Origin of the sequence: Arthrobacter sp. S2(2024) (genome assembly GCF_036662515.1) — a bacterium.
Taxonomy (GTDB): domain Bacteria; phylum Actinomycetota; class Actinomycetes; order Actinomycetales; family Micrococcaceae; genus Arthrobacter.
The window spans coordinates 721,433-740,987 of the sequence record NZ_JAYKZI010000001.1; the positions used below are offsets into that span (position 1 = coordinate 721,433).

Genomic DNA, 19,555 nt, shown 5'->3' on the forward strand with positions numbered 1-19,555 from the left:
GCGCGACCCCCTGATGCTTGATCTCGTTCTCACCAACGGCTTGGTCGTTACCCCGTCCGGCGCCAAAACCCTGGACATCGGCATCGCGGGAGGCAAGATTGTGTCCCTCCGCGAGACCGGCCTCGGACCCACGGAGGAAGCGACACGTACGGTCGATCTCCGCGGCCAACTGGTTGTCCCCGGCGGCGTGGACCCGCATGTCCACACCAATTCCGTCCTCCCGACGGCGGCCGAAAGCGGAATCAAGTGTTTTGGCCCCGACCGGGTGAGCGAGGGCGCCATCTATGGCGGCACCACCACCCTGGTGGACTTCGCGCATTGGCAACCCGGCGATGAGCTCTCGGAGTCCTTTGCCCGCAAATCGGCCGAATGGGCCGGGTCAAGCTACACCGACTACGCCTTGCACGGCACGTTCAAGGAGCCGGAGATTCCATTCGAGGTACTCGAACAGATCCCCGACGCCGTCGCGGCCGGCCATGGCAGCTACAAGGTCTGGATGACCAACACCACCCCGACGCGCCCCAAGCAGAAGACAGACCTCGGCAACATGTGGGGGCTCATGCAACAAACAGCCCAGGCCGGGGCAATGCTCGCGGTGCACGCCGAGGACGACGACATTGTCATGTACGCCTACAAGCAATTGCAGCGCGAAGGCAGGATCGGGCTGGAGAACATGCACCACGCCCACAACAACCTCTCGGAAAAGTTGTCCTTCCAGCGGGTCATCACCCTCGCAGAGCACGTTGGTGCGCCCATCTACCTCATGCACGTCAGCGCCCGCGAAGGCGTTGACGCCATCCGCGAGGCACGGGGGCGCGGCCAAGCGGTCTACGGCGAGATCCTCCCCCACTACGCGTACTTCACGGCGGAAGACTACAAACAGAAGAACGGCGCAATTTATCACACCTACCCTTCCTTGAAGTCGGAAACGGACCGCGACTCCATGTGGGAATCGCTGCTCGAAGGCTCACTCAGCACCCTCGCGACCGACGGCGTATGCACCGACCTTGAGGTGAAGACCCGCGGCAAGACCATTCTTGACGCCACGGGCGGTCATGCCGGCGTCGAGATGCGCATGGCCGTCGCGTACACCGAAGGGGTGGCCAAACGCGGTCTTGACCTGACCCGCTTTGTTGACATCACCTCGGCCAACGCGGCGAAGATCCTCGGCCTGTACCCGCAGAAGGGCGTGATCGCGGTGGGCAGCGACGCCGATCTGGCGGTCCTGGACACCACAGTGAAGAAGGCCATCCACGCCGAGGACCTGCACGAAGCCGACTACACCCCGTGGGACGGCTACGAGGTAGCGGCGTGGCCGAGCATGACGGTCCTGCGCGGGCAGGTCATGGTTGAAAACCGGGAATTGAAGGCCGAAGCCGGTGGCTCGCTGCTCAAGCAGCATGTCTCGAGCGACGTCCGGAACCGGCCGGCCTGCTGACAAGCAGCCCCCGACGGCGGCTCACTTGGGCGTCCGACGGTGGCGGACCGCCGCCGTCGGGAGCTCCGCTCTGAGAGAGGTACTGACAGGGACTCCGTGACAGTACCGACGCGTCCCTAGTGTTGACGGCAAGGCTGGATCTTGTTTCACGACACAGGATTCACGACACAGGAGGACGAACGATGGAAAAGCGCACACTGGGCACCCACGGCTTGGAGGTCTCCGCCGTCGGACTGGGCTGCATGAGCATGACAGGTGGATACAGCGACAAGCCGGACCGGCAGGAAATGATCTCGCTGATCCGTGCCGCCGTGGACCTGGGCGTGACATTCTTCGACACTGCCGAAATCTATGGCCCGTACGCCAACGAGGAACTGGTGGGCGAAGCGCTCGCTCCGTACAAGGGCCAAGTGGTGATCGCCACCAAGTTCGGGTGGGACATCGATCCCGCAGAACGCAAGCCGAGCGGGCGCGTGAGCAGCCGCCCGGAGGTCATCAAGGAGGTCGTGGACGGCTCTTTGCGCCGGCTGGGCGTCGACGCAATCGACCTCTACTACCAGCACCGGGTGGATCCCGACGTTCCTATCGAAGACGTGGCAGGTGCGGTCAAGGAACTAATCGAGGCCGGCAAGGTGAAGCACTTCGGCATGTCCGAAGCGTCCGCCGGAACCATCCGCCGGGCGCATGCCGTCCAGCCCCTGAGCGCCGTCCAAAGCGAATACTCCCTCTGGTGGCGCCGCCCCGAGGAAGAAGTGCTGGCCGCGTGCGAGGAACTGGGCATCGGCTTTGTGCCCTACAGCCCGCTCGGCAAGGGCTTCCTGACGGGAACCATTACCGCGGACACCAGTTTCGACGCCGGCAACGACATCCGCAGCACCATCCCCCGGTTCGCGCCGGATGCGCTCCAGCACAATGCCGCCGTCGTCGAGTTGCTCGCGAACATCGCACAACGCAAGGGTGCCACGCCCGGTCAGATCGCCTTGGCCTGGCTCCTGGCACAGAAGCCCTGGATCGTCCCAATCCCCGGAACGCGCAAGCTGCACCGCTTGGAGGAAAACATCGGTGCCGCCGCCGTCGAACTGTCCACCGCGGAACTGGGCGAAATCGAGGACGCCGCCTCCAGGATCCAGGTGCAGGGCGGGCGCTACAACGACGCCGCGGAACGGATGACCAACCTCTAGGCGTACGCATGGCGCCACGCTTCCGGATGCTGTGAGCCGGACAAAAATGTCACAGTCCAGGCACAGCATAGGCATACAGGGGCCAAAGCGTGGGGTTCGAGGATGGGATACAGCTTCGAACCCCTCGGAGTTGAACCTCTAAGGAGCAACATCGTGAACAAAGTCCGGAAAATCGCCGTAGGCGCCGCCTTGATTGGCGCCGTCGCAGGCGGCGGAGTCCTCACCGCCATGGCCCTGCCCGCTAACGCCGCAACTACTGACACCTCGACCGCCAGCCCATCCGCCCCCGCCACGAACGGCGGCAACCATGGGAACGAAACCGACCTCACCGGTGACACCGCAACAAAGGTGAAGGCCGCTGTACTGGCCGCCAACTCCGGCGCCACGGTGGAGAACATGACCACCGAAGACGACGGCAGCGCCGCCTACGAAGCCCACATCACCAAGTCGGACGGCACCCACGCCACCGTCAAGCTCGATGCGAGCTTCAAGGTCACCGCAACCGAAACCGGCGGCCCGGGCGGCGGGAAGGGCGGCCACGGCAACCACGGAAGCGAAACCGACCTCACGGGTGACACCGCAGCCAAAGTGAAGGCCGCCGTACTGGCCGCCAACTCCGGCGCCACGGTGGAGAACATGACCACCGAAGACGACGGCAGCGCCGCCTACGAAGCCCACATCACCAAGTCGGACGGCACCCACGCCACCGTCAAGCTCGATGCGAGCTTCAAGGTCACCGCAACCGAAACCGGCGGCCCGGGCGGCGGGAAGGGCGGCCACGGCAACCACGGAAGCGAAACCGACCTCACGGGTGACACCGCAGCCAAAGTGAAGGCCGCCGTACTGGCCGCCAACTCCGGCGCCACGGTGGAGAACATGACCACCGAAGACGACGGCAGCGCCGCCTACGAAGCCCACATCACCAAGTCGGACGGCACCCACGCCACCGTCAAGCTCGATGCGAGCTTCAAGGTCACCGCAACCGAAACCGGCGGCCCGGGCGGCGGGAAGGGCGGCCACGGCAACCACGGAAGCGAAACCGACCTCACGGGTGACACCGCAGCCAAAGTGAAGGCCGCCGTACTGGCCGCCAACTCCGGCGCCACGGTGGAGAACATGACCACCGAAGACGACGGCAGCGCCGCCTACGAAGCCCACATCACCAAGTCGGACGGCACCCACGCCACCGTCAAGCTCGATGCGAGCTTCAAGGTCACCGCAACCGAAACCGGCGGCCCCGGTCACTAACCCCCCAAGGCAACCAAGCACTGCGGGCGGATACTGCACCCAGCCGTATCCGCCCACGGCGCTTAAACGGTGTACTGACAGGACCTCCCGCACTTCCCCTGCCGGAAGTAGCCTGAATCCATGGACGCAACTTCTACATCGATTGGGAGCAAGGCGCGAACGACATTGTGGCCACCCTGCGCAGTTACGCCGGACGGCAGCCACACAACAAGGGCCTAAGTGATCTGGTCGGCGAGCTCGCTACCCGGAGCGAGGAATTCCGCACACGCTGGGCCGCCCACAACGTCCGCTTCCACCGGACCGGCATCAAGCGCATGCATCACCCTGTGGTCGGGGATCTCGAACTCAGCTACGAGGCAATGGAACTGCCGGCCAACCCCGGGTGGACGATGTTCGCCTATACGCCCGGAACCAGGGTCGGCGAGCGACGAACGCCTGAAACTGCTCGCGAGCTGGGCGGCCACCACCGCAAGCGAACTGGCGGCGCCGGCGTCGATCTCGGACTGAGCCCGGTGTGGGTAGGACCGCCAATCCTAGGAAAAGCAGGGAGCGGCCTAGCTGCTGACATCGTCTTCCGGAGCGCTTAGCGTCTTTAACAGGACCTTGAACGACGGCGGTTCCGCCTTGAGTATTCGGGTTTTTCCAGCCGCTAACTGATTACAGTCCAGGGCTCCACGTTTTAGATGAGAAGAAGATGACTATGGATTTTTCGTTGATGATGGCCTGCGCGGTCATTGGCCTCGTGAACAATGACAGCCGCAGTGCCTTGCCGGGGGCACCGGTTGTTCCGGCACGCCCGGCAAGGCGCCTGCGGCTGGCTCGGCTCCGGGGTTGGCTCGCAACCGCACTCCACCGGGTGGCGTGGGGAATCGAGCCTAAAGTGCCAGCGTTCGTGGAGCCTTGCCGGTGAGGTGTACGGAAGGATCCGAGCTGTAGAAGACGACGAATTGCATTGTTTGCCTTAGCTGTCGAGTTCGGCGCTGTCGGATTCAGTGCTGTCGAGTTCGGCCAGGGTCTGGCCGAGCCGCGGAAGCACATGGTTTCGCCAGCCACCGCTCATGATGCGGTGCGATGCCACGTGCGTCGGCTCGTCGGGATTGAACCCGTCATGGACAAGCGACAGACGGGTGCCCGTGTCTTCCGCGGCGATCGACCACGTCACGGTGCTGTTGAGGCTGTTTCCGGAGTTCGCGTCCCGCCACGAAATACGCAGTAGCTTCTCCGCTTTCACGTCAAGGACTTCGCTGGCCACCAAGCCGCTGAAGCCAACTGCCGGAACGGGAATCCCGCGCATCTGGAACTGATGCCCGACGATCGCTTGGAAGTCGTTTTCCATCAACCAGCGGGCGATCAGCCTGGGTTCCGTCAGCGCACGCCAAACCTTGGCGGGCGAATGCGGCAGGAATTCTTCGACCTCGATGGTCGTCAGTTGTGCGCTCATCTGTTGTCCTCAATCTCGTTAGCGACCATCCTAAGTTCCGAGTGGGCAATCGGCAGAGCGATCGGGTATCCCCGGCCTGCGTCGCAGACCAAGTTCGAACAAAATCCAGCTCTTGTTTAACGACAGTCAGCGATATATCGTTAAATATCGCAGAACAACCTGCGAGCCTGAGGGCAACCCACAAAACACTGAAAAGGACGATGCCGTTATGAAAGGCATTCACGACAATAAACACACAGATTGCGGTCCGGATATGGAACGTTTCGGACGCGGCCGCAGCCGTCGCGGTCCCCACGGACACGGCGGATTCGGGCCGGGCCGCGGTTTTGGGCCGGGCCGCGGTTTCGGACCAGGCTTCGGACCAGGATTTGGTCCCGGCTTTGGTCCCGGGGGCCCGCGTCGGGCCAACAAGGGCGACGTTCGTTTCGCGATCCTCTCCCTGCTGGCTGAAGCGCCATCCAATGGATACGGGCTCATCAAGACAATCGCCGAGAAGACGTCGGGATCGTGGCGCCCAAGCCCGGGTTCCGTCTATCCGACCCTGCAGCAGCTCGTTGACGAGGAACTCATTGCGCCCGTCGGCGAAGGCCGGCGCACCGAGTTCACACTCACCGATGCCGGGAAGGCGTACGTAGCGGAGCATGCTGAGGAGCTGGAAAATGCGTGGAACATCGATCCGGAGGGTTCAGGACCCGCGTTCCACCAGAGCGTGGCAAAGCTCATGGGAGTCATCCATCAATTCCGTTTCGCCGCAACGGACGAACAGCGTACGGCGGCTATGGAAAAGATCGACGAAGCCCGGCGAGCGCTGTACCACATCCTCGCTGACTAGTACCGCCCCTTCCGAAGCCGCGACGTGGAAGTAATCCCGCTCGCGGCTTCGGAATGTACACTCCTCCGGTTCGGCTTCCGGGTCTATGCTGGGTTTCCCGGTTGCGCGGGTTCGCCCAGGCGCCCGAACTGTTACTGAGAGCGATGGGTCCATGAGCGGTTGCGAAGCAGTCCTTGCAGGCCTTGAAGGAGAACTCGCCTGGATCCGGGACACATATATGGACCTGCACAGACACCCCGAGCTGAGCCTCGAGGAGCATGGGACCTCCAGGGTCGTCGAGGGGAAACTCGCGGGGTTCGGCTATGCCGTAGCGCGCATCGGGGGCACCGGCGTCGTCGGCATCCTCGCAAATGGGGACGGCCCAACGGTGCTTGCCCGCGCGGACATGGACGCGTTACCGGTCACCGAGGCGACGGGGCTGTCTTATGCGTCGGCCGTGGACGGTGTCATGCACGCATGCGGGCACGACCTGCACGTGGCTGCGCTGCTCGGCGCGGCCAAACTCATGGCCGACGGCCGGACAGCCTGGTCCGGGACGTATATCGCGCTGTTCCAGCCCGGCGAGGAGATCGGGGCCGGGTCCCAAGCAATGCTCGACGACGGACTCGTCGCCAAAGTGCCGCGGCCGGACGTCGCCTTCGCGCAACATGTGATGCCGATCCCGGCAGGGATGGTAGCCACCACGCCGGGCCCCGTCCTCTCCGCCGCGGACTCGCTCAAGATCACCGTGTATGGGAAGGGCGCGCACGGCTCAATGCCGCACATGTCGGTCGACCCCGTGGTGCTTGCCTCCTCGATCGTGCTCAGGCTGCAGTCCATCGTCTCGCGGGAGACGAAACCGGGCGACTTCGCGGTTGTCACAGTGGGGGCGCTCAACGCCGGGACGACGTCCAACATCATCCCCGACCGCGCCACACTCCTGCTCAACGTCCGCACTTACGATACCCAGGTCCGCGCGTCCGTCCTCGCGGCCATTGAGCGGATAGTCCTTGGCGAGTGTTCCGCCGCGGGATCACCGCAAGACCCGGATTTCGAGTACTACGATCAGTTTCCCCTCACCAGCAACGACGCGGCCGTGACAGAGACGGTCCGGGCCGCATTCGCCGCCCACTTCGGGGAGGACTCAGTGCGTACCGCATATAGGCAGACCGCGTCAGAGGACTTCAGCCGCATTCCGGACGCCTTCGGGGTCCCATACACGTTCTGGCTCCTAGGCGGCGCGGACCCCGAAACCTACCGGGCCGCCGTCGAACGCGGGACAGTGGCCCGGGACATACCGGCAAACCACTCTCCACTCTTCGCGCCCGTGATCGATCCGGCCCTGTCCATGGGCGTCCAAACCCACGTGGTCGCAGCGCTGTCCTACCTGGCTTAGGAGTACCACTGCCACTCGGGCGGTGCCCAGCCCGAGGGAACCTGATGGTTGTCCTTTGTACCGCATCGTGGACAGCTGTAGCTTGCCGACGGCGGCCGCAATCCGCTGCCATCGGCCGCATAGACCGCCGGAACATATTCATGGAATGTCAACGGAAACCCCGGGCCGCACCGCCCGCAAGCCGGCACCCTTGGCAGCGCTGCGGGTATACAGGGACGATGGGTGGCAATTCGATGTCCAGCACGAGCAAGCGTCATGTTTCTCCCTCACGTCTTCATCGGTCGGGAATCGGCGTCGGCCAGATCCCCGAATTCAAAGTTCATTCCCGAGCGCCCACATCGTGTTGATGAACCCAGTCGGGCAGCCGGCGGGTAGTGGGTCAAACCCTATGCCAGGATTCCCAGAAGGGCCATGGGCAAGCCGGAAGAGATGGTTCGCAATCAGTTATGCCGGGCCGCTTCGGCCCAGCTTGCCTAGAACCGGCTAGTGCCGCGCAGCCGGCGGGGGCGGCCGTCCGGGTCCACGACGAAGCGGCTGATCGGATCCGCCCAGAGGCGTTGGAGGAAGGACACGGGTTCCGGGGTGTGGTGCCGCACGTTCCCGGCGGGGCGGGGCGAACGGCGCCCGGTTTCATGCCAGTGGTCGAGGGCGTCGGCGCTGGCTTTCCACAGCTTGAGCCCCGCCGCCGGGTCGTGGAGTTGGGGATCGTCCTGGTCCAAGCTCAGGTGTTCGGCCCAGAGTTGGAGCCGGAGCCCGCGGGCCAGCGGCCGATGAGCGTCGTGGCCGGCGCCAATGTCGTGGCCGCTGTCGGCGCCGGGCGACTCTCCGTTGCCGGCGGGGGCGTCGAATACGGCGCAGGTGAGCTCGCTGTCGGTGGTCCAGGACCGGCGGTTGAAATTGTCCGAGCCGCAGGTGAACCACATGTCGTCGATGATGCAGATCTTGGCATGGACGTAGATCGGAGTTCCCGAGCTGTTCTCCAGGTCGAACACTCCGACCCTGTCGGGTGCCGCCTGGTGCAACATCCTCAGGGCGCGAAGTTGACCGATCCGGCTTGCCGGTCCTACCAGGGGGCCGTCGGAGTCGGGGTAGCGAGGAACGACGGCGATCACGTTCAAGTCGGGGTTCCGCTCGAGGGCCCCGGCGATTCCGGCTGCAACTTCTGTCGACCACAAGTACTGGTCCTCGATGTAGATCAGCGAGCGGGCGCGGGCGAAGGCTTTTGCGTAACCGAGGGCAATGCTGCGTTCGCCTTCGGGTGCAAACGGGAACGGGGGACGTTTCACGCCGTAGGTGCGCAGTAGCTGCACTGCATGAGGACCGGCCGGTGGTGGCGGCGGGGCGGCAGCCGGGAGCGGTTCGGGGTGCCGGGGCATGCGGGCCAGGCGTTGCTGCAGTATCCGGTACGGGGTACCGCGGTCCAAGGGATGGGGGTCGTTCCACCGTTCAGCGAACACTGCGAGCACATCCGCAACCACGGGGCCACGCAGCTCGAGTGCGGCATCGTGCCACGGAGGCCGTTTCCCGTATCTGGGATCCATGGTTACCGCTTGCGGGTCTCCCCCATGGTCGGCGCCGTCCCGTCGGCTGTGGGAAAGGTCGAGCCCGCCAATGAACGCGACATCCCGCGAAGGATCGTCACGACGGCGGATGACGAACAACTTCTGGTGGTGGGAGCCGAACATTCGGACGCGCTGATCCAAAAGCACTTCTCCGCCGGCGTCGTTGATCTTGCGGGTAAGAAGCTCGTTGGATCGGCCGCTCATCGGAGCCGATACCCGCTCTCCATGGGATCTCCAGACAAGGCCCCGCACTTCCACCCCCGAGCGTGCCAACCCCGCTAGCAGATCCCCGATCGTCGGTCCGTCCGCCAGTAGCCGCTCGTCGGCGTCGCCACGCCAGTCGGTGAACCACACCCGGTCTCCCGCCTGAAGCGCGGTCAACTCCTCATGCAGTCGGGCAAAATAGCTCGCTCCATGAATCAGGGGCCGCACGAGGTTGCCCTCCGACCATGCCGGAGCCCCGGCAACGCCCGCGTGCACGTCCGTGGCCAGATTCCCCCGCTCAGCACGGCTCAGGAACCAGCTATCAGCATCATTGTCCACTCCGTGCTCCTTCCCGGCGCCCGAGGCCAATCCTCTGGATCCGGACTTCAAACAGCCTAGAAGGTAACCTTACTGATCAAATCCATGCACGATGTGAGGCGGAAGACAATGGGCGTTCACCCCGAAGGCACATCGGACGAAGATTCAGCCGGAGGCAAAAGCGAGCTCAGCGACGACCGGTTTGTCGGCGACGCTGACCTGGCCCGGTGGAAGACCCCCGCCGGAAGGTGGCTCGCCTCCCGCGCACAACGCCTCAGCGCCCGTCTCGGCGCGTACGGTGCGCTGATCCTGGTCCTCGCTGCGGGAGCCGTCGTGGCATCACTGCTGGCCTTCGCGACCGGCGAGGTGTACGAGGCAGTGACGGAAGCAGATGGCGTGGCCGCCCTGGACCACCCGGTCCTGGAGGCGGCGATGACCTTGCGCAGCCCAGCACTCGACGCCGCCGCCACTGCCTACACCGATCTAGGCGGAGGAATCGGGATGCCGATCCTGGCCGCGATCGCCACCTCCGTCCTGGTCCTCCGGCGCCGCTCCTGGACCCCTGCGATCCTCATTGTCACTGCGGCTGCCGGCTCCCTGCTCATGACAATCGCTGGCAAGCAGCTCATCGGCCGAGCCCGGCCGCCGCTCATCGACGCCGTGCCGCCCTACGAGTATTCCCCCTCGTTTCCCAGTGGGCATTCGCTGAACTCGTTCGTCATCGCTGGAATCATCGCCTACCTGGTCATCCTGCGTTGCCGCTCCCGCCGGGCCCGAGCCTGGACTGTGACCGCCGCGGCCCTCTTCGCCCTGACCATCGGCCTCAGCCGGGTGTTCCTGGGCCACCACTGGCTCACGGATGTCCTGGCGGCCTGGACCCTCGGTGCCGCCTGGCTGGTCCTGGTCATCACTGCCCACCGCCTTTATCTCACCGCCCGAAAGACTGAAAAGCTCAGCCACTCCCCGGGCGGGACTCCAAGCGGATGAACGCCGGTTCCGGCGCAGCGGCCACATGTTGCCCCAAAATTTGCCTTTCCGGCACTTAACTTTTGCCTGGCGCTGGAAGAGTCGGTCGGGGGTTTTCGTCAGCTAAGCCAAGCACTGGGAGCAGCTCATGTCAGGTCTCAACCGTCGGCGTTTTCTTCAACTATCCGGGGCCAGCGCAGCCACCGCAGCAATCGCTGAGATGCTCGGCGAGAGCATCGCTCGCGCCGCGACGATCCCGGCCAACCGTGCCACCGGCTCGATCAAGGATGTCGAGCACGTCATCGTCTTCATGCAGGAGAACCGTGCCTTCGACCACTACTTCGGCACGCTCAAGGGCGTGCGTGGGTTCGGCGACCCGCATCCGGCCATCCTCCCGAGCGGAAAGGACGCGTTCGCGCAGAACAACGGGACGCGGGACATCCTCCCGTACCACCCAGCCGCACCGAATCTCGGCATGCAGTTCATGGAAGACCTCGACCACTCGTGGAAGCTCACCCACGAGGCCTTCAACGTAGGCAAGTACGACAAGTGGCTCCCCGCCAAGTCCGAGGCCACGATGGCGTTCTACGAGCGCGGCGACGTCCCGTTCCACTTCGCCCTCGCGGACGCGTTCACCATCTGCGACCAGTACCACTGCTCGCTGCTTGGCCCCACGGACCCCAACCGCTACTACATGTTCACGGGCTGGGACGGCAACGACTACAAAGCCGGCGGCCCCGACCTGTGGAACGCCGAGGTCGGCTACTCGTGGAGCTCATACCCCGAGGAGCTTGAGAAGGCCGGCGTGAGCTGGAAGGTGTACCAGGACGTCGGCGACGGCCTCACGGCTGCGGGCTACTGGGGCTGGACGGGCGACCCTTACATCGGCAACTACGGTGACAACTCGCTCCTCTACCTCACGCAGTACCAGCACTCGAAGCCCGGCAGCCCGCTCCACGAGAAGGCGCTGACCGGCACGAACGCGAAGGCCGGCGACGACCTGTTCCGGATCTTCCGCGAGGACGTCGCGGGCGGGAAGCTCCCGCAGGTCTCTTATGTCGTGGCCCCCGAGGCGTACACCGAGCACTCGAACTGGCCCCCGAACTTCGGAGCCTGGTACACGGCGAACATCCTCAACATCCTTACCTCCAACCCGGATGTCTGGAGCAAGACGGCCGTGTTCTTCATGTACGACGAGAACGACGGCTTCTTCGACCACGTCGTCCCGCCGCACCCCAACACCTCGCAAATCCCGGGCGCATCCACGGTTTCGACCGAGGGCGAGTGGTACGACGGCCGGATGACGTTCTCAGGCATCGCCGACGTCCCGGGCCATTACGGTCTCGGCGTGCGCGTGCCGATGCTGGTCGTCTCGCCGTGGAGCATGGGCGGATGGGTGTGCTCGGAGACGTTCGACCATACGTCGATTGTGCGCTTCCTCGAGTCGCGCTTCGGGGTGAAGTCCCCCAACATCTCGCCGTGGCGCCGCGCAGTGTGTGGTGACCTCACGAGCGCGTTCGACTTCACGGCGAACGGCGGTGCGGCCCCGGCCCTGCCCGACACCTCGGCATTCAAGCCCGCGGACCACAACCGGCACCCGAGCTACGTGCCGACGCCTCCCGCAGTGAACTCGATGCCGGCCCAGGAGAAGGGCACGCGCCCGTCGCGCCCGCTCGGATACGCGCTCGACGTCGAGGTCTCGATGTCGAGCGGCAAGCTCTCCGCCCGCTGGTCGAACGCCGGGGCGATCGGCGCACACGTGCAGGTCCGCTCGAACCTCCTTCCGGCGGGCCCGTACTCGTACACGATCGGCTCGGGTGCGGCCCTCGACGCCGCGTGGGCGCTTGGCGCCGAGTACGACGTGCAAATGCATGGCCCGGCAGGGTGGTACCGCCGTTTTGCAGGCACGACGGCGGCCGCGGACATCCGCTCGACCGTCACCCGCGACGGCGACTCCGGCCATGCGCAGTTCCGGATCGAGAACACCGGCACGGCCGCGGCCGCCCTCACCCTCACCGACGCGTATGGCGCCGGGTCGCAGGCCCTCGGCCTCAACCCAGGCCAGGCCAAAACCGTGGTGATCCCGACGCAGGGCGGCTGGTACGACCTCAAGATCACCGCCGCGGCGGATCCGAAGCTCGTTCGAGTCCTCGCCGGGCGCCTCGACGACGGCCGGGCGCTCACCTCCGATCCGCAGCTGGGCAGATAACGGGCGGTCACCCGAAAGCGGCAATGTGCCTACCTTCGTCTGGATCGGTCCCAACGAGTGCTAGTCGTGAAGGACCACTTGGTAGAGGTTGTGGTCTTGCCATCTTCCGGCGATCTGCAGGTATCGCGGCGCCATGCCAATGTGCTGGAACCCGGCCTTGAGCAGCACGCGCTGCGAGGCAGCGTTGTGCAGAAGAGTGCTCGCCTCGATGCGGTGCAGTCCGAGTTCGTCACGCGCCACTTCGACTATCGCGCGGACTGCCGCGGACGCCAGCCCGCGGCCTGCGTAATCACCGTCCACCCAGTAACCCAGCCCCGCGCTTTGGAAAGGGCCGCGGACGATTCCGGCCACGTTGAATCGCCCGACGAGGCGACCGCCGTCGAACAGTCCGAGCGGATACGCTTCCTCTGCCTCGTGCGCGACGAGGCGGTTGGCAATGTCCGCTGACTGCCAATCTACGGTGTAATACTCCTCGGGCCGTGCCGGCTCCCAGGGTGAAAGGTAGGCACGGTTGCGCACATATGCGGCGGCAAGTGCTGCCGCATCGCTTACGCGCAGTACGCGCATGCTGACGCTTTCACTAAGTTGGCGCGGTTCAATCATCGGTCAACATTAGACCAGATCACGGTGTCGGCCCCTCCCAGATTATGCGATAGTTTGCCGTAAGAACGGGGGCACCATTCGCGGCGGGGGAACCGGATGACGTACATCTGTAGACACACCTCAGCTCGGGCTCCAGGCGATGTTCCTGCCGAGATGCCCGTATGAAGGCCGGCACTCTCCGGGAGTCGATGATGGAAGCGGCCGCTGACCGCTGGCTCAGCGCCTCCGACTTAGTCGCCGTCGCAAGGAGCACTGGTGTTCTTTCGGATCATCGACGGGCTAGGGAACTCAGACCCGACTGTGGAGCTGGGCTCCAATTGCGGTAATTGTGCCACTGCCATCGCTCTGTTCGCCGTCCAGTCGGGCATTGTTCCTCCTCGGCACGGTGGTGAGTTGGAACGGGCCTGGCGAGCGAGGTCAATGACCAAAATGCGATACCTGTCCGGCTTGAAAATGGCTGTTCCTACTTCTCGCGCTTGCTTAACGGAGCACTGCACCGTATATTCGGACTACTGCTCCGATTAGAGCGGTTCGGCTTCCTGTCTTGGGATGAGCGCACATGCGTCGCCCGATCGCCGCTTCGCGGCTGATCGCAGAAAGCTAGGTCCAGATCAGCGAAAGCGAGTACACAGCTATGAGCAGCATCAGTTTCATCGGCCTCGGCGGCATGACCAACGCAATAGCCGCTCGCGCGGTCAAGGGCGGCAACACTGTTGAGCTCATCGGGCGTGACGCGGCCAAGGCCAAGAACCTGGCTGCCACTCTCGGCGGCGGGGCCACGGTCGGGACGTTCGGCGCTGTCCCTACGGGCGACATCGTCGTCCTCGCGGTGCCATACACCAGCGCCGTTCAGGTCGCTGCCCAGTACGGGAGTGCACTAGCCGGCAAGATCCTCATCGACATCTCAAATACGTTCAACGCCGACGCGACCGGAGTGGTCACTCCCGAGGGTACTTCCAGTGCGCAGGAGATCGCCAAGGTCGTCCCTGAGAGCGCGCACGTCGTGAAGGCGTTCAACACCGTCTTCGGTCACGTGCTAACTCAGGACGGCTCGTGGGACGTGCTCTTCGCCGGAGACGACGCAGAAGCCAAGGCCACTGTCTCGGCATTCGTCACGTCCCTCGGACTCCGTCCGCTCGATGCCGGCGGCCTCGAGATGGCCCGCTGGCTGGAAGGGGTGGGACCGCTGCTGATGGGCCTGGCCCAGAACGGCGCGGGCTTCAACATCGCCCTCGGCATCAACACTCTCAACTGAGCGCAGCCGCGCCCCTTTTTATCCACCGCATCACTCGCAAGGAGCACTAGCATGCGCGTTCTCGTCACTGGCGGGACCGGCCATTCCGGTTCGTACATCATCCCCGAACTCATCGCCGCCGGGCATGAGGTGACAGGCCTTGCCCGATCGGATGCTTCCGCGGCGGCGCTGTCAGCGCTCGGCGCGACCGTCCGCCGTGGCGACCTTCAGGACCTTGACGGGCTCAAAGAGGCAGCGGCTGACTCCGACGGCGTCATCCACGTCGCGCACCGGCAAGACCTGCTCCCGACCGGCGGGATCAACGCCGTGGCCGCCGCGGAAATCCCGGTCATGCTCGCCTACGGCGAGGCACTAGCGGGAACAGGCAAGCCGCTGGTCGCGGCCGGGAGTATAGGCTCGTCCGGGCAGCTGGGCCGGCCCGCCACCGAGGAGGACCCAGCCCTTCTCGTCGGCGACGAGCACAAGGGCACCCTCCATGCGCGCAACGTCGTCGAAACCACCGTCATCGGCCTGGCCGAGCAGGGGGTGCGGTCTTCGGTCGTGAGGATCGCCAACATCTCGCATGGCACGAGCGACCGTGCCGGCTTCCTCCCCATGCTGATCGCCCTCGCGAAGCAGAACGGATTCGCCAGCTACCCCGGAGACGGCACGAACCTCTGGAACGCCGTGCACACCCGCGATCTCGCTTCCTTGTTCCGACTGGCGCTGGAAAAAGGTGAGGCCGGCAGTTACTGGCACGCGGTCGAAGACGAGGGCATCCCGTTCCGCGAGATCGCCGAGGCCATCGGCAGCCGGCTCGACTTGCCCGTCGTGAGCATCCCCATGGACGAACTGATGCTGCCGGGGCACTACGGATTCATTGCGAACATCGTCACCAAGAGCTACCCGGTGTCCAACAACATCACCCGCCGGACCCTCGGCTGGGAACCCACTCAGCCCAGCCTCCTGGCCGATCTGGACAACGGCCACTACTTCCCCGAGGGGCGCTCATGACAACCGTGGGAATCATCGGCAGCGGACAGATCGGCACCACTCTCGCCCGGCTCGCGATCGGCGCCGGGCATCGGGTGGTGCTCAGCAACTCGCGCGGCCCCGAAACGCTCGCGGCTACGGTCGCCGAACTCGGGCTACGGGCGTCCGCGGCGACAAGCGCGGAAGCCGCGGCGGCCGGCGACATCGTGGTCGTCACGGTGCCGGTCAGCGCGTTCCCGGATCTGCCCGCCGCAACCCTCGGAGGTAAGACCGTCATCGACACCTGCAACTACGGCCCCGAGCGCGACGGGCACATCCCCGAGCTCGACGGCACGTCGCTCACCTCAAGCGAACTGCTGCGGCGGTACATCCCGGACGCCCTAATCGTGAAGGCGTTCAACAACATCTTCTACAAGCACCTGCTGTCCCTCGCGCGCCCGGCGGGGGCGGCCGACCGCACGTACCTGCCGATCGCCGGCGACTCCGCGCCGGCGAAGGCGGCGGTGACCAAATTCATCGACTCCATCGGGTATGGCGTGATAAACGCTGGATCGTTGGCCGACAGCTGGCGGCAGGCGACGGGCACCCCGGTGTGGGCAACCCCGTACGGGCCGACGTCGGTCGAGTCGGGCCAGCCCGCCGGTGAGGACACCATCCGCGCGGCGCTGGCCATCGCAACTCGATAGCCGCGGGGCCGGTCTCTCTCCGCCTGCTCCGCAGGCGGGTTAGTCTAAGTGGATCGGTGCACCGATTATGCAAAGCGCCGCCCCACTAACTGACCAGGGAGACATATGCGATCCGACGCCAAAAAGAACTACGATCGCCTGCTCGTGGTCGCGCGAGACGTCGTGACCGAGCACGGAGCCGATGCATCACTGCGTGACGTCGCCCGCAAAGCGGACGTCGGGCTCGGCACCCTCTACCGTCACTTTCCCACGCGAGAGGCACTGATCGAGGCCTTGCTTCGTACAGACGTCGACGAACTGACGACTCAGGCGGCCGACCTCGAGCTGTCAGGCACGCCGGAGGAAGCGCTACTGACATGGTTCCGCGGCAGCGTTGCGATCACACACGAATACCGGGGCCTCTCGGGACTGCTGGTGGCCGCGCTCGAGGACACCGAATCCGCACTCAATGTCTCGTGCGTTGCGTTGCACGATGCGGGCACCCGGCTTCTCTACCGCGCCCAGGACGCGGGCGTGGCGCGGGCCGACATCGACGGCACTGACTTGTTCGCGCTCGTCGCAGCAGCTGCGTGGGTCTACGATCAGCCCTCCCTGGCGCCACGAGCGGACCATCTCTTCAGCGTGATGTCGAGTACAGTCCTGCCCAACGAAGCAAGCCATGTCGCCACCCAGGAACACCCCGGGCCCCCACGCTGACTGCCCTCGGCAGCGAGTTCCGCCTCGCCCAACGTTCCCCCCGGGGCGCCATCAAGGGGGCGTGAGCTGGCGGCCCACCGGCAGCGCCGCGCTGTCCGCCGGCTGCTCGGCCCCCCGGGCGGGGGACCGGGGCCCGGGGCTTAGCCGGTGAATTCGTTGGCACCGAGGGCGAAGTCCCAGTGGCCGACCCCGTTGCCGGCCAGGCCTACCGTGACCACACCCAATCCTTCCAGCCAGTGCGCCATTTTCAGGCCGCCGACGTCCAGCGGGCGCAGCCCGAGGCTCCCGATGAATGCCGCCACATCCGCCTTGGCCTGCGCATTGTCGCCGGCGATGAAGACGTCGGACCGGCCCTTCTCCAGGACATTGCGGAAGACGGTATTGAATGCCTTCACCACGCTGGCGCCGGCCGGGGCCACCTTGGCGACTTCCTGCGCGATCGAGGTCTCCTCGCTGTGGGCCAGTCCGTCGAATGTGGCGTTGAAAGGGTTGCTGATGTCGACGATGACCTTGCCCGCAAGGGCGTCTCCGTACTCGGCGACGACCGGAACGACTCCGTCGTACAACAGGGCCGTGATGACAATGTCCCCGGCGGGGATGGCGCCCCACTTGCCTGCGGTCGCGCCGCCGCCTAGAGCCTTGGCGAGGCCATCGGCCTTGGACTGATCGCGTCCCATGACCTCGACGGTATTGCCGCCCGCCACCGCGAGCGTGCCGATGGTACGGGCCATATTCCCCGTACCGATGAGGGTGATGCTGCTCATAAGGTGTGCTCTTTTCTTGTTCTCAAGGTGTCGCCCTGTCTCATTCGTGCACGTTCGAGATCAGTTCGTTGGTTGTTGTGGGGTGTGCCCGCGGCATTCCTGGTGCGTGGTTCAGATCACTGTGGTGCCGCCGTCGGCGACCAGCTCCTGGCCGTTGACGTAGCTCGAGTCGTCCGAGGCGAGGAACAACGCGACCGACGCGATCTCTTCCGGGCGGCCCATCTCGCGCCGCGGGATCACAGACGCGAACATCTCTTTCAGCTCCGGGCTCAACACATCGCCCATCATCGGCGTCGCGACCGAGCCGGGGGTCAGCACGTTCACCCGGATCTTCCTGTCCCTCAGCTCAGCAACCCACACCCGCGCGAAGGCGGGAAGCACGGCCTTGCTCGCTGCATACACGCTCCAATCGGGGTAGCCCCGGAGTGACGCGTTTGACCCGGTCATAAAGATCGAGCCCCCGTCGCTCAACAACGGCAGGGCCTTCTGGACCGTGAACAGAGTGCCGCGTGCGTTCAGCGAGAAGGCTTCGTCGAACTGCTCCTCGGTGATCTCGCCGAGCTTGCTCTGCGCCCCGCCCCCGGCACTTGCCCACAGCACGTCGATCCTGCCCTTTTCCTGCTTGACCGTCTCGAACAAACGGTCCAGATCATCGAGGTCAGCCGAATCGGCCTGCACGCCGGTCACGTTCCGGCCGATCAGCTTGACCGCTTCGTCCACCGCGTCCTTCCGCCGGCCCGAAATGAAGACGTGGGCTCCTTCCTCCACGAACAACTTCGCACCGGCCAGCGCCATCCCACTAGTCGCGCCTGTGATCACTGCAACCTTGCCATCGAGCTTTCCCATGATTACTCCATTCATGTGGCTTGCCGATGTTAAGTACACCGATCTGCGTACTTAACGTATCAACCGCTCGCACGGGGCGCAAGCTATGCACACAGATCGGTACCCGATTGGGCTAAGCTGGGTGTATGACAGGGTTTGAGAAGGGGCCGCGAGGCCTGCGCAGCGGCAGGGGCGCACGAGAGCGCATCCTCAGCACCTCACAGCAACTGTTCCGCGACCAAGGCATCAACTGCACCGGCGTGGACCAGCTCTGCGCGGTGGCTCAGGTGTCCAAGCGGACGCTCTACCAGCACTTCGCCGGCAAGGACGAGCTCATCGCCGAGTACCTCCGCCGATTCGATCCCGACATCCTGCCCGAAGTCTTCGACCGCACCGACCTCACACCCCGCGAACGACTCCTCGCCGTCTTCGATATCCACGCGCCCCTGTGCCCGTTCATCGCGGCGGCCGTCGAGATCCCCGACCCGGGCCACCCGGCACGCGTACTCGCCAGTGACTACAAGACGGCCTTTGCGGCGCGGCTCACCGAAGCGGCCCGCGATGCCGGCGCCAACGACCCCGAGCAGCTCGGCGAGCAACTGGCGCTTCTCCTGGACGGCGCCTCGGCCCGCAGCCGGGTCCTCAACACCGACGCCTTCGCCACCGCCGCCGCCATCGCCGTCGCCCTCGTCGACAACGCCATCCCCGCAGCATCGGCACCGGCCGCCGCTTCGCTTAGGAACTGACCACCACCCTGCAACGCCGCCCGGAACTGCTGCGCCCAACTCAGGCCGATACGCCGACGACAACTCCGCCACAACACTCTTCACTCGTGGTGCGACCACCAGAAGAACCCAAGGATCGGCTCACGCGCATGGGGGTGACATGTAGCGCTGCGAAAAGGCCGCCATTTATCGCTGCGAATCACCGAGCCAGCCGAGTGGCTGAGAAAGCCGGCCTTGCCAATGTCCCGCTAACGT

The 19,555-nt window shown here is 65.1% G+C and carries 18 protein-coding genes; 13 read left to right on the forward strand and 5 right to left on the reverse strand.

Translation table 11 applies throughout. From position 1 onward, the window contains the following. Positions 1 to 13 precede the first annotated feature (13 nt). From VLA65_RS03335 to VLA65_RS03350, 4 genes are all read left to right on the forward strand, one after another. Positions 14 to 1,438, forward strand: a complete 1,425-nt coding sequence (locus VLA65_RS03335; RefSeq protein ID WP_284989430.1) for a dihydroorotase — start codon at positions 14 to 16, stop codon at positions 1,436 to 1,438. Positions 1,439 to 1,620: 182 nt separating this feature from the next. Beyond that, the gene (locus VLA65_RS03340; RefSeq protein WP_332601794.1) at positions 1,621 to 2,619 is read left to right on the forward strand and encodes an aldo/keto reductase; all 999 of its coding nucleotides are present in this window, start codon (positions 1,621 to 1,623) and stop codon (positions 2,617 to 2,619) included. A gap of 153 nt (positions 2,620 to 2,772) precedes the next feature. Further along, positions 2,773 to 3,867 carry a PepSY domain-containing protein gene (locus tag VLA65_RS03345; RefSeq protein ID WP_332601795.1) on the forward strand — a complete coding sequence of 365 codons (1,095 nt, stop codon included), beginning with the start codon at positions 2,773 to 2,775 and terminating at the stop codon, positions 3,865 to 3,867. Between the two features lie 167 nt (positions 3,868 to 4,034). Then, on the forward strand, positions 4,035 to 4,454 hold the full coding sequence (locus VLA65_RS03350; protein WP_332601796.1) for an MmyB family transcriptional regulator: 420 nt from the start codon (positions 4,035 to 4,037) through the stop codon (positions 4,452 to 4,454). A gap of 374 nt (positions 4,455 to 4,828) precedes the next feature. Here VLA65_RS03350 and VLA65_RS03355 read toward each other — a convergent pair whose 3' ends face one another. Next, positions 4,829 to 5,308 carry an SRPBCC family protein gene (locus VLA65_RS03355; protein ID WP_059388299.1) on the reverse strand — a complete coding sequence of 160 codons (480 nt, stop codon included), beginning with the start codon at positions 5,306 to 5,308 and terminating at the stop codon, positions 4,829 to 4,831. Between the two features lie 208 nt (positions 5,309 to 5,516). Here VLA65_RS03355 and VLA65_RS03360 point away from each other — a divergent pair, with 208 nt between their 5' ends. Both VLA65_RS03360 and VLA65_RS03365 read left to right on the forward strand, forming a co-directional pair. After that, complete coding sequence (locus tag VLA65_RS03360) at positions 5,517 to 6,140, forward strand: PadR family transcriptional regulator (RefSeq protein ID WP_284989426.1); 624 nt, start codon at positions 5,517 to 5,519, stop codon at positions 6,138 to 6,140. A 151-nt stretch (positions 6,141 to 6,291) separates the two neighbouring features. Continuing rightward, positions 6,292 to 7,515: an amidohydrolase gene (locus tag VLA65_RS03365; protein WP_332601797.1), complete on the forward strand. Its 1,224-nt coding sequence runs from the start codon at positions 6,292 to 6,294 to the stop codon at positions 7,513 to 7,515. A 473-nt stretch (positions 7,516 to 7,988) separates the two neighbouring features. Here VLA65_RS03365 and VLA65_RS03370 read toward each other — a convergent pair whose 3' ends face one another. After that, positions 7,989 to 9,620, reverse strand: coding sequence for a phospholipase D family protein (locus VLA65_RS03370; RefSeq protein ID WP_332601798.1), 1,632 nt, complete (start codon positions 9,618 to 9,620; stop codon positions 7,989 to 7,991). A 108-nt stretch (positions 9,621 to 9,728) separates the two neighbouring features. Between VLA65_RS03370 and VLA65_RS03375 the strand changes: the two genes are divergently transcribed. Continuing rightward, positions 9,729 to 10,586 (forward strand): phosphatase PAP2 family protein, encoded by an 858-nt coding sequence (locus VLA65_RS03375; RefSeq protein WP_284989423.1) that lies wholly within the window; start codon positions 9,729 to 9,731, stop codon positions 10,584 to 10,586. 127 nt (positions 10,587 to 10,713) lie between these two features. Continuing rightward, positions 10,714 to 12,774, forward strand: coding sequence for a phosphocholine-specific phospholipase C (locus VLA65_RS03380; protein ID WP_332601799.1), 2,061 nt, complete (start codon positions 10,714 to 10,716; stop codon positions 12,772 to 12,774). A gap of 60 nt (positions 12,775 to 12,834) precedes the next feature. Here the strand turns inward: VLA65_RS03380 and VLA65_RS03385 are convergent, their stop codons facing one another. Then, positions 12,835 to 13,377, reverse strand: coding sequence for a GNAT family N-acetyltransferase (locus VLA65_RS03385; RefSeq protein ID WP_332601800.1), 543 nt, complete (start codon positions 13,375 to 13,377; stop codon positions 12,835 to 12,837). A 634-nt stretch (positions 13,378 to 14,011) separates the two neighbouring features. On the opposite strand from VLA65_RS03385, the gene VLA65_RS03390 reads away from it, so the two are divergent. The 4 genes from VLA65_RS03390 (at position 14,012) to VLA65_RS03405 (ending at position 16,986) form a co-directional block, all read left to right on the forward strand. Then, positions 14,012 to 14,632, forward strand: a complete 621-nt coding sequence (locus VLA65_RS03390; RefSeq protein ID WP_332601801.1) for an NADPH-dependent F420 reductase — start codon at positions 14,012 to 14,014, stop codon at positions 14,630 to 14,632. A 51-nt stretch (positions 14,633 to 14,683) separates the two neighbouring features. After that, on the forward strand, positions 14,684 to 15,625 hold the full coding sequence (locus VLA65_RS03395; protein WP_332601802.1) for an SDR family oxidoreductase: 942 nt from the start codon (positions 14,684 to 14,686) through the stop codon (positions 15,623 to 15,625). Next, a complete protein-coding gene (locus tag VLA65_RS03400) occupies positions 15,622 to 16,290 on the forward strand; it encodes an NADPH-dependent F420 reductase (RefSeq protein ID WP_306963874.1) in 669 nt (222 codons plus the stop codon). Before VLA65_RS03395 ends, VLA65_RS03400 begins: the two co-directional genes overlap by 4 nt. A 105-nt stretch (positions 16,291 to 16,395) precedes the next feature. Then, positions 16,396 to 16,986: a TetR/AcrR family transcriptional regulator gene (locus VLA65_RS03405; protein ID WP_306963876.1), complete on the forward strand. Its 591-nt coding sequence runs from the start codon at positions 16,396 to 16,398 to the stop codon at positions 16,984 to 16,986. Positions 16,987 to 17,126: 140 nt separating this feature from the next. Here the strand turns inward: VLA65_RS03405 and VLA65_RS03410 are convergent, their stop codons facing one another. Both VLA65_RS03410 and VLA65_RS03415 read right to left on the reverse strand, forming a co-directional pair. Then, positions 17,127 to 17,750, reverse strand: coding sequence for an NADPH-dependent F420 reductase (locus tag VLA65_RS03410; protein ID WP_306963878.1), 624 nt, complete (start codon positions 17,748 to 17,750; stop codon positions 17,127 to 17,129). Between the two features lie 111 nt (positions 17,751 to 17,861). Then, a complete protein-coding gene (locus VLA65_RS03415; protein WP_306963880.1) occupies positions 17,862 to 18,596 on the reverse strand; it encodes an SDR family NAD(P)-dependent oxidoreductase in 735 nt (244 codons plus the stop codon). A gap of 125 nt (positions 18,597 to 18,721) precedes the next feature. Here VLA65_RS03415 and VLA65_RS03420 point away from each other — a divergent pair, with 125 nt between their 5' ends. Beyond that, positions 18,722 to 19,321 carry a TetR/AcrR family transcriptional regulator gene (locus tag VLA65_RS03420; RefSeq protein ID WP_306963882.1) on the forward strand — a complete coding sequence of 200 codons (600 nt, stop codon included), beginning with the start codon at positions 18,722 to 18,724 and terminating at the stop codon, positions 19,319 to 19,321. Positions 19,322 to 19,555 lie beyond the last annotated feature (234 nt).

Excerpts from the sequence above, each read along its gene's own strand:
- VLA65_RS03400 (WP_306963874.1), top strand. The coding sequence starts at position 15,622 with ATGACAACCGTGGGAATCATCGGCAGCGGACAGATCGGCACCACTCTC.
- VLA65_RS03385 (WP_332601800.1), bottom strand. The coding sequence starts at position 13,377 with ATGATTGAACCGCGCCAACTTAGTGAAAGCGTCAGCATGCGCGTACTG.
- VLA65_RS03415 (WP_306963880.1), bottom strand. The coding sequence starts at position 18,596 with ATGGGAAAGCTCGATGGCAAGGTTGCAGTGATCACAGGCGCGACTAGT.
- VLA65_RS03340 (WP_332601794.1), top strand. The coding sequence starts at position 1,621 with ATGGAAAAGCGCACACTGGGCACCCACGGCTTGGAGGTCTCCGCCGTC.
- VLA65_RS03420 (WP_306963882.1), top strand. The coding sequence starts at position 18,722 with ATGACAGGGTTTGAGAAGGGGCCGCGAGGCCTGCGCAGCGGCAGGGGC.
- VLA65_RS03335 (WP_284989430.1), top strand. The coding sequence starts at position 14 with ATGCTTGATCTCGTTCTCACCAACGGCTTGGTCGTTACCCCGTCCGGC.
- VLA65_RS03390 (WP_332601801.1), top strand. The coding sequence starts at position 14,012 with ATGAGCAGCATCAGTTTCATCGGCCTCGGCGGCATGACCAACGCAATA.
- VLA65_RS03410 (WP_306963878.1), bottom strand. The coding sequence starts at position 17,750 with ATGAGCAGCATCACCCTCATCGGTACGGGGAATATGGCCCGTACCATC.
- VLA65_RS03365 (WP_332601797.1), top strand. The coding sequence starts at position 6,292 with ATGAGCGGTTGCGAAGCAGTCCTTGCAGGCCTTGAAGGAGAACTCGCC.
- VLA65_RS03405 (WP_306963876.1), top strand. The coding sequence starts at position 16,396 with ATGCGATCCGACGCCAAAAAGAACTACGATCGCCTGCTCGTGGTCGCG.
- VLA65_RS03395 (WP_332601802.1), top strand. The coding sequence starts at position 14,684 with ATGCGCGTTCTCGTCACTGGCGGGACCGGCCATTCCGGTTCGTACATC.
- VLA65_RS03355 (WP_059388299.1), bottom strand. The coding sequence starts at position 5,308 with ATGAGCGCACAACTGACGACCATCGAGGTCGAAGAATTCCTGCCGCAT.
- VLA65_RS03380 (WP_332601799.1), top strand. The coding sequence starts at position 10,714 with ATGTCAGGTCTCAACCGTCGGCGTTTTCTTCAACTATCCGGGGCCAGC.
- VLA65_RS03360 (WP_284989426.1), top strand. The coding sequence starts at position 5,517 with ATGAAAGGCATTCACGACAATAAACACACAGATTGCGGTCCGGATATG.
- VLA65_RS03375 (WP_284989423.1), top strand. The coding sequence starts at position 9,729 with ATGGGCGTTCACCCCGAAGGCACATCGGACGAAGATTCAGCCGGAGGC.